The organism is Kosakonia sp. H02, assembly GCA_030704225.1.
Taxonomy (GTDB): domain Bacteria; phylum Pseudomonadota; class Gammaproteobacteria; order Enterobacterales; family Enterobacteriaceae; genus Kosakonia.
Genome location: CP131915.1, coordinates 490,527 through 503,360 on the forward strand (window position 1 = coordinate 490,527; position 12,834 = coordinate 503,360).

Sequence of the window (12,834 nt, forward strand, 5' to 3'; positions counted from 1 at the left end):
ATGCTAAACGTGGCGCGTCGCGCGTAATTGCGATGGCGCCACCCCTTTCGCGGCTTTAAAACGGTTGCTGAAATGGCTGGCAGAGTTGAAACCGCAGGCCAGCGCAATGGTGGTCAGCGGTTCATCGCTGTTGAGTAGCAGATCTTTGGCGCGCGCCATGCGGCGCTGCATCACAAATTGATGGGGAGCCACGCCCATCGACTGGCGAAACATACGCGCAAAATGGTATTCGCTGAGCGATACCTGCGCGGCCAGATCCACAAGCAGCAGCGCCTCGCCGAGGTGGGCATCGATATACTCCAGCACATTGCGCAGTGCGACGGGCGCTAACCCGCCGGTGACGGTCGGCAGTTGCCACTGCACATTGCTGTAGTGCTGAACCAGGTGCGTCAGTAACAGCGTTGAGGCGGTACTCAGCGTCAGTTGGTTGGCATTTTGCTGCCAGTCGCAGCCGAGCAAAAACTGGCGGTAGAGCGCGGTGATGCTCGCATCCTGTGAAAAGGTTTTTTCATCGAGCGTGAACATTGCCGGGCTGCGATCCCACACTTTTTCGCCAACATCGCGCAGGTGTTCATCGGTGCAGTAAAGGTGCACAAACGACAGCGTATCGCGGATGTCCCACATCGATTCGCTCTCTTTTGGCATCAGGCAGAAGCGATCCGGCCCGCCGCCGTTTTTCCAGCCATATGCTGTTTTGTGGTAGCTCTCATAGCCGTCGGCAATATAAAGACTGAGGGTATGGTGGTTGCAATATTGCGTGATGTTATCGCGTTTGTTTGACCACGCGGCCAACTGGATGCCGGAATTGAGCGCCACCGAATTGTGCAAGACGGCGTTATGTTTGCGCAGGTTTTCAAAGGCGTCGTAGGTGTCAGGCATTCGCAGTAATTATCATTTATCAATCAGAACCCCAGTCTATGAATAGCTGACATGGGATACCAGCGTTGTGTAAAGAAAAGCGCAAGAATATGCAACTCCCGCGCAACCCGGTGCAAGCCAGACGCATCGCGCGTGGCGACAATAGCCGTTCGTTAAAGAGATCGGGAATCAATATGAACGCGTTATTGTATGGTCTGGTGGTGGTTATCTGGGGCACCACCTGGATTGCGATTTATTTACAGCAAGGCCCGGTACCGGCTCCGGTATCTATTTTCTGGCGTTTCGCCCTCGCCACCGCCGCCATGATGCTGATGCTGCTGGCACGGCGCAAATTGCGCAATTTGCCGCTCCGCGATCATCTGTTTTGCCTGCTACAGGGCGCGTGCGTTTTCGGCTTCAACTTCTGGTGCTTTTACACCGCCGCGGCGTGGATAAATACCGGGCTGGAGTCGGTAATTTTTTCAATGGCCGTGCTGTTTAATGCCGTTAATAGTTTCCTGTTTTTTGGACAAAAGCCCCCTGCGCGCTTTTTTGTCGCCGCACTGCTGGGGTTATCGGGCATTGTGACGCTGTTCTGGCAAGACCTGGTGAACAGCGGCTGGAGCAACACACTGTTACTCGGCATTGGCCTGTCGGCGCTGGGTACGCTGGGCTTCTCGTTTGGCAATATGATTAGCCTGCGTCACCAGCGTAAAGGCCTGGAAACCATTACTACCAATAGCTGGGCGATGCTCTACGGGACGTTGATTATGGGCGCGATTGGGCTAATGCGCGGTGATGATTTTACGCCGCAGTGGACGGCAAGTTACCTCGGCGCACTGGGTTATCTGGCATTTTTTGGCTCGGTGATTGGCTTTGGCGCGTACTTTACGTTGGTTGGTCGCATTGGCCCGAGCAAAGCGGCTTACAGCACCCTGCTGTTTCCGCTGGTTGCGCTGAGTATCTCGACCTTTTATGAAGGGTACGTCTGGCATCTGAACGGGATTGCCGGGTTGTTGCTGATCCTGACCGGCAATCTGGTGATGTTTACCCGCCCGGAAAACTGGCTGGGCGGGCGTCTGGCGCGGCGGAACATGGGTGCCTGTTGAAATATCGCCGCCTGGGTTGCCAGGCGGAATAGTTTTATTTTTTCAGATCGACTTGCCAGAAAATATGCTTACCAAACGGATCGACTTCATAGCCCTGCACGTCTTTGCGTACCGGCTCGAAAATTGTCGAGTGGGCAATCATCACCGCGGGCATTTGATCATGCATCATCTGCTGCGCCTCTTTGTATAACGCGACGCGTTTGTCATGATCGGTGATGGCTTTCGCCTCGGCAATCAGCTTATCGAACGGCTGATAACACCATTTCGCCGAGTTAGAACCACCATTGGCAGAGGTGCAGGTAAACAGCGGGCCGAAGAAGTTATCCGGGTCGCCGGTGGCGGTGGTCCAGCCCATCAGCGCTGCCTGGTGCTCGCCGCTTTTCACCCTTTTCAGGTATTCGCCCCATTCATAGGTCACGATTTTGGCCTGCACGCCCACTTTCGCCCAGTCCGCCTGGATCATCTCCGCCATCCGTTTGGCGTTCGGGTTATACGGACGCTGAACCGGCATCGCCCACAGATCAATCGTGGTGCCTGCGGGTAATCCGGCTTCTTTCAGCAGCGCTTTGGCTTTTTGCGGATCGTAGTCGTAATCTTTCAGCTCGCTGTCAGCACTCCACACGCCCGGCGGCAGCAGGTTTTTCGCCGCCGTGCCGGTGCCCTGGAAAACCGCTTTGATAATTGCCGGTTTGTTGATCGCCATCGCCAGCGCCTGGCGCACTTTGACATTATCCAGCGGCGCTTTTTGCGTATTAAACGCAAGGAAGCCCGTGTTCAACCCGGCTTTACTCATCAGGGTAATGTCTTTGTTCTCTTTCAGGCGCGGCAGATCCGCCGGGTTGGGGAATGGCATCACCTGGCACTCATTTTTCTCCAGCTTCGCCAGACGCACCGAGGCATCCGGGGTGATGCTGAACACCAGCCGGTCGATTTTCGCTTTGCCCTGCCAGTACTGATCAAAGGCGGTGAACAGAATGCGCGAATCTTTTTGGTATTGCGCCAGGCGGAACGGCCCGGTGCCAATCGGATCGCTATCGACGCGCTGCGGCGTCCCGGCTTTCAGCATCGCATCGGCATATTCCGCCGACAGAATCGAGGCGAAATACCAGCCCAAATCGGCAACGAACGGCGCTTCCGGGTGCGCCAGCGTAAAGCGCACCGTGTTGTCATCAATTTTATCAATGGCGGTGATCAGCGTGCCGAATTCGAGGCTTTCAAAGTTGGAGTACGTACCGTTGGAGACATTGTGGTACGGGTTTTTGGCATCTTTTTGCCGCATAAAGGAGAAGATCACGTCATCGGCGTTGAAATTCCGCGTCGGCGTGAAGTATTTGTTGCTCTGGAACTTCACGTTTTTACGTAAATGGAAGGTGTAGACTTTGCCGTCTTCGCTCACGTCCCAACTTTCGGCAAGACTCGGTTGCAGATCGGTGGTGCCAACTTTGAAATCCACCAGTCGGTTATAAACCGGTACGGCGCTGGCATCCACGCTGGTACCGGAGGTGTAAAGTTGCGGGTTGAAGTTTTCCGGCGAGCCTTCTGAGCAATAGACCAGCGTTTTCGCCGCCACAGAAGAACTGACTATCATCGTGGTCAACGCCAAAGCAAGTGTTGTCGGTTTGCTAATCATAGATTTTCCTGTTGTTTTATTTTTAATGCTTGTCGTTTGCCCTCTCATAAATAACATTAAAGTGATTTTGCAAACACCTGATAATTCAAATAAAGAAGGAATGACTATGTCGTCGTCGCTCGCCAGTCAATTAACGCATCGGTTTTTTCGCTACCTTGCTATCACCAGCCAAAGTGATGCCAGCGCCACTACGTTGCCCACCACCGTCGGGCAGTTTGATATGGCGCGGGAACTGGCCAACGAACTGAAATCCCTCGGCCTTGATGAAATTGTGATTGATGATCACGCCACCGTGACAGCGGTAAAAAAAGGGACTGTTGCCGGTGCGCCGCGCATCGGTTTTATCACCCATATCGACACCGTTGATGTCGGTTTATCGCCGCATATTCATCCGCAGATTTTGCGTTTTGAGGGTGAAGATCTCTGCCTGAACGCGAAAGAAGATATCTGGCTGCGCGTTCAGGAGCACCCGGAAATTCTCGCCTACCCGAACGAAGAGATTATTTTTAGCGACGGCACCAGCGTGCTCGGCGCGGATAACAAAGCCGCCGTTACGGTGGTGATGACGCTGCTGGAAAACCTGACGGCGCAACATCGTCATGGCGATATCGTGGTGGCGTTTGTGCCGGATGAAGAAGTCGGCTTGCGTGGCGCGAAAGCGCTGGATTTAACCCGCTTTGACGTTGATTTTGCCTGGACCATTGACTGCTGCGAACTGGGGGAAATTGTTTATGAGAACTTCAACGCCGCCAGCGCGCAGATCCGCTTTACCGGCGTGACTGCGCACCCAATGTCGGCGAAAGGCGTGCTGGTGAATCCGCTGTTAATGGCGATGGATTACATCAGCCATTTTGACCGCCAGCAGACACCGGAACACACGGAAGGCCGCGAAGGGTATGTCTGGTTTAACGGCATTGAGGCGGTTCAGGGCCATGCCAACCTGAGCGTCAGCATTCGCGATTTTGATAATGAAAGCTTTGCCCGCCGTAAATTGCAGATTGGCGAGGTGGCGGCGAAAATTGCCGCGCAATACCCAACCGCGAAAGTGGAGTACAGCGTCAACGATATTTACAGCAATATCAGTAATGCGATTGGTGAAGACCGGCGGGCGATCGATTTGATGTTTGAGGCAATGGAGACACTCGGCATTACGCCAAGACCGACGCCAATGCGCGGCGGAACTGATGGTGCGGCACTCTCGGCAAAGGGGCTGTTAACGCCGAATTTCTTTACTGGCGCACATAACTTCCACTCTCGCTTTGAGTTTTTACCCCTGCGGGCGTTTGAAGCCTCTTATAACGTGGCGCTGCAACTCTGTTTGCTGGCCGCACGCTAAAACAACAGCCCGGCGACGGGCTGTCCTTCTCTGCATCAGGCGATTTTCCGCGCAAGCATGGTAGCAAAACGCAGTTTGATGCGGTTGCCGTTGGCGTCGGTGCGGTGTAACTCACCTACTTCCTCGTTGTATTTCAGCAGTTCCCAGCCTGCGTAGTAGTTGCGTAACTCCCCTTCCTTAAAGGCAAACGGGAAACCAACCGTACACGGGAAATCGGCGGTGTCCATCGCGGCAATAATCAGGTTATAACCGCCCGGTTTGGTGCAGCGCTGCATATTGGCAATCAACCCTGGAATGGTTTTCGCCTCAAGGAACATCATCACGACGGTGGAAAGAATAAAGTCATAGTCGCCATCAAAGCTGAGGGTGTTCAAATCCACCGCATCGATATGCAGATTTTCCAGCCCTTCTGCGGCGCGAATGTTTTGCAGGTTGCTGAGACTGTTAGGGTTTTTATCCCACGCGGTGACATCAAAACCTTTATTCGCCAGATATAAACTGTTGCGGCCATTACCGCAGCCCAGATCCAGTACTTTCCCCGGCTGGAGGTAATTCATTGCGTTCAGCACTTCCGAGTGCGTCGGCGTCATGCCATATTTTTCCGTAAAGTAGTTTTCATCACGTGTAGTCATTGTTTACAGCCTTTAATTTGCATTTTGAATGCATTTTAAGAATTTCGTCAGCAGATAGCCAGCGCTGTAAAATTTGCTACGGTTAACTCAGGCAAACGGGAGAAATAGAGCATGGCTAAGTACCGGCTCAGTGATGAGCAACGCGTGTTCAGTTATCAACTGGACGGTGAGAAAAAAAGCGTCGCGCTGCGCCAGATTATTGCGCTGCGTGATTTCCATGATGTCACCGCTGGCAGCGCAGGCGGCTGGGTCGATGACGAAAACGTGCTGAGCCAGCAAGGAAGCTGCTGGATTTATGATGAAAACAGCATGGTATTTCAGGGAAGCCGGGTGCGGGACAATGCGCGGATCACCCAGCAGTGTGTGATTTGCCACGCGGTTGAAATCCGCGATAACGCCTGGGTTGACGGCTGCGAATTGAGTCATGGCGCGATTTTAAGTGACAACGTCACCGTGCAATCTTCCACCGTGCGCGGTGTTTGTCATTTACGCGGCGATGCGCGCATTCTCAGCGGTTGCGACATTATTGCCGCGCGCGGGTTAACGCAGGAAGACGAACAGATTTTACAGATTTACGACCGCGCCACCGTTAGCCACTCGCGCGTGGTGCATCAGGCGCAACTCTATGGCGATGCCATCGTCAATTACGCCTTTATTGAACATCGCGCCGAAGTGTTTGATTTCGCCCTGCTCGAAGGCAATGAACTGAATGATGTCTGGGTCTGCGACTGCGCCAAAGTTTACGGCCACGCCCGCATTGTGGCCGGGACGCAGGAAGATGAAATCCCGACTATTCGCTACAGTTCGCAAGTGGCAGAAAATGCGCTGGTCGAAGGCAACTGCATTCTTAAACACCATGTGCTGGTTGGTGGCAATGCACACTTACGCGGCGGGCCGCTACAACTCGATGAGAAAGTGGTGATTCAGGGCAATGCCCGCATTCACGGCAATGTGCTGATCGAGCATCAGATTGAAATCACCGATGATGCCGTGGTCGACGCACAGGATGGCGACAGTATTTTGTTGCGCGGGCCAAAAGTGGTGAACGAGGCACAGTGGATCACCCGCACGCCGCTGATCGGTTCCCTCTGACCACCCACATTTAAAATTTTTTTCACATCGCCGGGAATAAACCCCCGGCCTCTTCGTCTTATCTGTTCATTGTGAGCAGGATGAGCGAAATATGAAAAACACGCCCTTTACAACCGGCCAACTTGTTGCGCGTCTTGCGCTGATTGGTGCTGTGCCTCTTCTTTTTATTATGCTGTTTCTGTGGGGAGGCGGCTGGCTGGCGCCGCAGCGGTTGACCGCCGATAAACTGATTACCGTATTGCAGCAGTCCGGCGGCGAGCACCCCGGTTATCGCCGTAACCATGCTAAAGGTCTTTGCGTAACGGGGGATTTTATCTCCAGTGGCAAGGCCCATGAGATTTCCCGCGCCGCCCTCTTCGCGCCAGGTAAAACGCCGGTCATCGGGCGTTTTGCCATTGCGGGCGGGAACCCGTCGGCACCGGATTATGCCGTTCCCGTGCGTAGCCTGGCGCTCTCTTTTCAACTGGCGGATGGCGAACAGTGGCGCACCGGGATGAATGCTATGCCCTTTTTCCCCGTCGATAGTGTAGAAGGCTTTTATGAATTACAGGTCGCGACACTCCCGGATCCGGCTACCGGCAAACCGAACCCGGACAAATTCAAAGCCTTTATCCTGAAGCACCCGGAAGCCACCGCGTTTCTCGCCTGGGCCAAAGCGTATGTGCCGTCTAATAGCTGGGCCAGCGACCGCTTCAATAGCCTGAATGCGTTCCGCTTTATTGATAAATCGGGCAAGGAACAACTGGTGCGCTGGAGCATGGTGCCGCAGACCGATTATCAACCCATCGGCGCGCAGCAAAAGAACGATAAAGACTTCCTGCAAAACGACCTGCAACAGCGCCTGTCGCAGGGGCCGCTGAAGTGGGATCTGGTGATAACCGTTGCCCGTGCGCAGGATGACAGGCGCGATGCGTCCAAAGCCTGGCCCGCCGACCGACAAACGATTAACGCCGGGACGCTGGTGCTCAATCGCGCCATCGAACAGGAACAAGGGCCATGCAATGACATCAATTACGACCCGCTGATCCTGCCAGACGGCATTGCCGCTTCGGACGATCCGTTGCTGAATGCCCGCTCAGCGGCCTACGCAAAATCCTACAACCTTCGCACCCGTGAACAGGCAGGAGCTCATTTATGAAACAGGTTGCTTATTTCCACCCGCTGCTGCGCGCTGTTCACTGGCTGATGGCCGCCGCGATTATCGCCATGCTGTTTATTGGCGTGGTGATGGTTTCCACGGTGTCGTCGCTGCATAACCTGCTGGTGACGGTACATAAACCGCTGGGGATGATGATCCTCGTGCTGGTTCTGGTGCGTCTGTGGTTACGCTTTTATACCGCCACCCCGCCGCTGCCCGCCTCGTTACCGGCCTGGCAACGCGCCATGGCGCATCTTTCGCACTGGGCGCTGTACGCCATGATGCTGGCTCAGCCGCTGATTGGCTGGGCGATGCTGTCGGCGGCGGGTTATCCGGTTATTCTCGGCAGCTCATTTGTGCTGCCACCCATTGCTCCAGTGAATAATGACTGGTATGCCATACTGCGTCCGTTGCATTCTGTGGTGGCGCTGGCGCTGTTCATCACCGTGATGGCGCATCTGGCCGCCGCGCTACTGCATGCGTTAGTGCTGCGCGATGGGGTCTTTGAAAGCATGTCGGGAAGCCGCAGACGATGACTGATGGTGAAATTCGCCAGGTGATGCCACACCTGCAACGCTTTGCCCTGTGGCTGACGCGCAATCCGCATTCGGCGGAGGATCTGGTGCAAAGTTGTTTAACAAAAGCCTTAACCCGCCGACGGCAAAATGAAGGGGAACAGAGTCTGCGAGCCTGGCTGTTCACCATCCTTTATCGCCAGTTTGTTGATGGTGAACGGCGGCGCAAACGCTACCTGAAAGTGCTCTCTTTTTTTACCGGCGAGGAAGCCGCCGGGTTTGCCACCGAATCGCTGGCGATAGCCGATGATACGCTGGCGCTGTTTGCCACGCTGCCCACGGATTACCGCGCCGTATTGTTGCTGGTGAGCGTGGAGGGGCTGAGTTATAAAGAGGTCGCCGATACGCTGGCTATTCCGCCCGGCACGGTGATGTCGCGCCTTTCCAGAGCGCGCAAAATGTTGCATGAAAAATTAGAAGGACAGGTAACGCCGTTACCGCTGAGGAGACTGAAATGACTTTGCCACCTGATGAACACGAACTGCATGCCTGGATGGATGGCGAAACCGATGACGCGACCTCAAAACGTATTGAACACTATCTGGCGGAAAACCCGGACGTCGCCGCACAGATTGCAGGCTGGCGGCAGGACGCGCAGCTTTTGCGCCAGGCGATGAACCAACAAAGCGTGACGCTGGAGATGCCGGAACCCCATTATTTGCGCCGCCAGGTGCGCCAACAGCGGCAGTGGAAACTGGCGACGGCTTTCGCGCTGGTGCTGGCTTTAGGCGTCGGCGGTTTTACCGGCTGGCAACTGAAAGAGTCAGAAATGTTGATGACTCACGCGCCGATGGAAGACGCGGTGCAGGCCTACAAACTGTTTGATAATGCCGCCTTAACGCCAATGGATGTGGTGGCGACGCCGCAAACGGAATTAACCCATTGGGTGGCGCGTTATTTTATTAATGGCAACCAGCCGCCAAACCTTGATCAATACGGATTTACCCTGCTTGGCGCACGGCTGATTGCTACCGCGCAAGGCCCGGCGGCGCTGATTATGTATCAGGATCCGCGCGGTACGCGGGTGGGCTGGTATATCCGCCCGTTAAGCCCGGTAAAATTACCGCACGGTGAACGCAAGGCAGAAGATGTGATGGCGCAGTACTGGAGCGACGATCACTATAACTACGCGCTGGTCACACCGCTTAATTCCGCGGCGGTCAACGGGTTGCGTAAAGCGGTGTTCCAGGCGACCAGTTAACCTTTCGCAGGCCGCGCGCTAACCACTGGCGCGGCGCAATTCGCCTTCTCATCATCCATTCTTTGGGCTGACATTCCCTGCGTGTCTACATGCAGTCGTCAGCCTGTCTGAATAATCCAGAGGTGAAACATGACTTACACAAACAATACGGTGCGTATTCATGCTTTTCGTCTGGCGGCGCGGCTGTTTCTTGATAACGCCATTCCGGCTTTTCTTGCCGCGTTTCCCGATGTGCAGATTGAACTCACTACCCACGATGAAACGGTTGATCTGGTCAGCGAGGGCTATGACCTGTCGCTGCGTCCGGGCGATATGCTGGATCCGGGGTTAGATGCGCTTCCTCTGGGTGACCGGCTGCATCACATTGTGGTCGCCGCCCCCGCTTACCTTGCCCGGCATGGCACACCGCAACATCCTGATGATCTATGCCATCATAACTGCATTGGCTGGCGCCGACCGGGAACCGTTGCGCCCGTGCCGTGGCTATTTCAGGAGGGTGAGCAAACAATGACTGTTCCGGTAGCGGGCAATCTGGTGGTGGACGATCGTGAGCGGCAGTATCAGGCGGCGATGGCGGGAACCGGCATTGCGCAGCTCACCGCCGAAAGCGTTATCGAGCCGCTGTTTTCCGGCGAGCTGGTAGCGGTTTTGACGCCATGGGAGAGGAAATCAGAGGGTTATTATCTCTGCTGGACGGCGGATAAAGCGATGTCCCCGGCCATGCGCGCATTGATTGACGCACTCTGCGAGGACTAAGGCATTAGTGGTTATCAACAATCTTTCCCCAGATATTCTGGTCATCGTAGTTGCCGTTAAGAAATTCCGCCTGTTTCAGACAGCCTTCCAGCGTGAATCCGTTACGCGCCGCAACCTGATTGCTCGCCAGGTTGGCAACGCGGCATTTGATAACAAAGCGGCGGATATCGCCCCGGCGGGCGTAAAAATCCACCATCGCCTGCACGCTTTGCGACAAAATCCCCTGCCCCTGAGCTTCTTCATCAAGCCAGTAGCCGATATAGGCGGTCTTATTGGTCGGTTCGATAGCGTTAAATGACAGCACACCGACCAGCACGTCATTGCGCGTAATCATAAACATCTTCGCGTAGCCGCGCTGGTGCAGCAGCCGGTTGCTCTGTGCGGTTTTGCGGGTGTCTTCAACGGTGCTGACATGCTGCGGCCAGTCGAGCGATTGCTGCAACCAGTCGCGGTTTTTGACGATCAGTTGATGGAGATCGTGTACAAAATGCTCATCAACCATATGCAGCGCAATGTGTTCATTAACGTTGATAAGCGCATCCGGGATGTAGGGTTCCGGTGACATTCGCCCTCCTGAAAAAGCATCGCCCCCAATGGGGGCGAAATTGACATTAGCGCATTACGCGGTCATCGACATAATTCCGTTTACCCGGCGCTGGCGGGAAGTACTGATAGAGCCAGGTTTCGCTGATGGCGTCGCCCTGGCAGCGCAGGAACATGCGCATTTCAACCGGATCGGTGGAATCGTTGGTCGGATACCAGTCGAACAAAATGCGATAGCCGTCGAAAGGTTCAACGTAGAGGATCTCCACCTGTTTAGCTTCACCGTTCGACAGGGTGATAACCGGCTCGATCCCTTTCGGCGCGGCGTCTTTCAAATCACCGCCGACAAAATCAATGGCGAAACGACGCGCCCATTTTTCGGGGTAGTGTTCGCCCGGCGCCCAGCCTTCCGGGAAGCCGCCCATACCGGTGCGAGTGGCGGCAACGCGGGCCAGCGGTGAACGCACCGGCGGCTGTGCACTCCAGTACAAACGGTACTCGAAAGCAAATTCATCCCCGGCTTTGACCGGTTTTTCCGGTTGCCAGAAGCAGACGACGTTATCCAGCGTTTCGCCGGTGGTCGGGATCTCCATCAGGCTGACTGCGCCTTTGCCCCACTTGTTACGCGGCTCCACCCACAGGCTCGGACGTTTGTTGTACCAGCCCATCACATCCTGATAGTGGCTAAAATCGCGATCCAGTTGCAGCAGGCCGAAGCCTTTCGGGTTCTCATCCTGGAAGGCATTGAATTGCAGCTTTTGCGGGTTATTCAACGGGCGGCAGATCCACTCGCCGTTCCCACGCCACATTGCCAGGCGATCGGAGTCGTGAATCTGCGGGTGAATGGTGTCGCAGACGCGGCGCTCGTTATTGCCGCAGCTAAACATACTGGTCATCGGCGCGATGCCGAGTTGCTTAATGTCTTTACGCGCAAAGAGGCGGTTATCCACCTCCATAATCACCTGATTCTCTTCGCAGTGGATCACGAACTTGTAGGCTCCGGTGAGGCTGGCGCTGTCGAGTAGCGCGTAAACGGTGAAGGTGGTATCGGACGGTTTTGCGGTTTCAAACCAGAAGGCGGTAAAGTCCGGGAACTCTTCCGGCGTATCGGTGAAGGTATCAATCGCCACGCCGCGTGCGGAAAGGCCGTACTGGAAGGTGTCGTCGACCGCACGGAAGTAACTTGCCCCCAGAAACGAGACGACATCGCGACGCGCCAGTTCCGGAGCTTTGAACGCGCGGAAACCGGCGAAACCGAGATCCGTTTGCCCTTCCAGTTGTCTGGTATCAACGCCCGCGTCATGGTAGTTAAACAGTTCCGGGCGGAAGTGGATTTCACGTGCCTGATGCGTATCCTGGTCCAGCGAAAACATGCGCACGCGACGGCGAAAGCCCATGCCCACATGGAAGAACTGCACATCAAGTTGGCGGCCTTCGATGTTATTCCACAGCGAGTGCTGCGCGTCGTACTGGATACTGTTATAAGCCTGCGGCGTGAGAGTGGCCAGCGTGTTGGGCAGCGCTTTCGGCGCACCGCTCCATGGCTGTTCCGACAGATCGTGCGCCATGGATTGCAGCACAGAGAAGTCAAAACGGCGGCTCTGGCCATCCGCAATATCGGTCTGCGCCGCAGAGGCCGCTCGCGAAAAGAGTGAGGCAACACCGGTGGTGCCGTAAGTTGCCGCAAGGGCCATGGATGCTTGAATAAATCGTCTGCGGTTCATGCCTGGTAACACGTCCTTCTGGTCGTAAAATGGCATTTCGCGATGTCGCGAAACAGCGGTAAGAGCATTCACAAATAAAGGCATCACTCTAGACAAAAATCATTGAGAATCCAATTGTTGGACGGTGATTATCTGCGCAAAGCACGAAATTTTTCCTGTCTTTCAGAGCAGCCTGAAAGCTGAGTAAAGATCTGTATACGGCGGGGATTAGCGATCAAGGAAGGAAAAGCGCCCCTGCCC

General features: G+C 55.0%; 13 protein-coding genes. 8 read left to right on the top strand and 5 right to left on the bottom strand.

Annotation, left to right across the window (positions count from 1 at the left end; genetic code table 11):
- Positions 1-3: 3 nt before the first annotated feature.
- Complete coding sequence (locus Q5705_02350; protein WLI77426.1) at positions 4-879, bottom strand: AraC family transcriptional regulator; 876 nt, start codon at positions 877-879, stop codon at positions 4-6.
- A 173-nt stretch (positions 880-1,052) separates the two neighbouring features.
- On the opposite strand from Q5705_02350, the gene Q5705_02355 reads away from it, so the two are divergent.
- On the top strand, positions 1,053-1,967 hold the full coding sequence (locus Q5705_02355; GenBank protein ID WLI77427.1) for a DMT family transporter: 915 nt from the start codon (positions 1,053-1,055) through the stop codon (positions 1,965-1,967).
- Between the two features lie 34 nt (positions 1,968-2,001).
- On the opposite strand, the gene Q5705_02360 is transcribed toward Q5705_02355, so the two are convergent.
- A complete protein-coding gene (locus Q5705_02360) occupies positions 2,002-3,597 on the bottom strand; it encodes an ABC transporter substrate-binding protein (protein WLI77428.1) in 1,596 nt (531 codons plus the stop codon).
- A 106-nt stretch (positions 3,598-3,703) separates the two neighbouring features.
- Here Q5705_02360 and pepT point away from each other — a divergent pair, with 106 nt between their 5' ends.
- Positions 3,704-4,933 (top strand): peptidase T, encoded by a 1,230-nt coding sequence (gene pepT / locus Q5705_02365; GenBank protein ID WLI77429.1) that lies wholly within the window; start codon positions 3,704-3,706, stop codon positions 4,931-4,933.
- A 35-nt stretch (positions 4,934-4,968) separates the two neighbouring features.
- On the opposite strand, the gene tehB is transcribed toward pepT, so the two are convergent.
- A complete protein-coding gene (gene tehB, locus Q5705_02370) occupies positions 4,969-5,565 on the bottom strand; it encodes a tellurite resistance methyltransferase TehB (protein ID WLI77430.1) in 597 nt (198 codons plus the stop codon).
- Between the two features lie 111 nt (positions 5,566-5,676).
- Here tehB and ydcK point away from each other — a divergent pair, with 111 nt between their 5' ends.
- From ydcK to Q5705_02400, 6 genes are all read left to right on the top strand, one after another.
- Positions 5,677-6,657: a YdcK family protein gene (gene ydcK, locus Q5705_02375; protein ID WLI77431.1), complete on the top strand. Its 981-nt coding sequence runs from the start codon at positions 5,677-5,679 to the stop codon at positions 6,655-6,657.
- Between the two features lie 91 nt (positions 6,658-6,748).
- Positions 6,749-7,795, top strand: coding sequence for a catalase family peroxidase (locus Q5705_02380; protein ID WLI77432.1), 1,047 nt, complete (start codon positions 6,749-6,751; stop codon positions 7,793-7,795).
- A complete protein-coding gene (locus Q5705_02385) occupies positions 7,792-8,331 on the top strand; it encodes a cytochrome b/b6 domain-containing protein (protein WLI77433.1) in 540 nt (179 codons plus the stop codon). Before Q5705_02380 ends, Q5705_02385 begins: the two co-directional genes overlap by 4 nt.
- Positions 8,328-8,828, top strand: coding sequence for a sigma-70 family RNA polymerase sigma factor (locus Q5705_02390; GenBank protein ID WLI77434.1), 501 nt, complete (start codon positions 8,328-8,330; stop codon positions 8,826-8,828). Before Q5705_02385 ends, Q5705_02390 begins: the two co-directional genes overlap by 4 nt.
- Positions 8,825-9,571 carry an anti-sigma factor gene (locus tag Q5705_02395; GenBank protein WLI77435.1) on the top strand — a complete coding sequence of 249 codons (747 nt, stop codon included), beginning with the start codon at positions 8,825-8,827 and terminating at the stop codon, positions 9,569-9,571. Before Q5705_02390 ends, Q5705_02395 begins: the two co-directional genes overlap by 4 nt.
- 129 nt (positions 9,572-9,700) lie before the next feature.
- Complete coding sequence (locus Q5705_02400; GenBank protein ID WLI77436.1) at positions 9,701-10,327, top strand: LysR substrate-binding domain-containing protein; 627 nt, start codon at positions 9,701-9,703, stop codon at positions 10,325-10,327.
- Between the two features lie 4 nt (positions 10,328-10,331).
- Here Q5705_02400 and rimL read toward each other — a convergent pair whose 3' ends face one another.
- Together rimL and Q5705_02410 are read right to left on the bottom strand one after the other, a co-directional pair.
- Entirely contained in the window at positions 10,332-10,892 is a 561-nt protein-coding gene (gene rimL / locus Q5705_02405) for a 50S ribosomal protein L7/L12-serine acetyltransferase (protein WLI77437.1), read from the bottom strand.
- 46 nt (positions 10,893-10,938) lie between these two features.
- Positions 10,939-12,594 carry a glucan biosynthesis protein gene (locus Q5705_02410; GenBank protein WLI77438.1) on the bottom strand — a complete coding sequence of 552 codons (1,656 nt, stop codon included), beginning with the start codon at positions 12,592-12,594 and terminating at the stop codon, positions 10,939-10,941.
- Positions 12,595-12,834 lie beyond the last annotated feature (240 nt).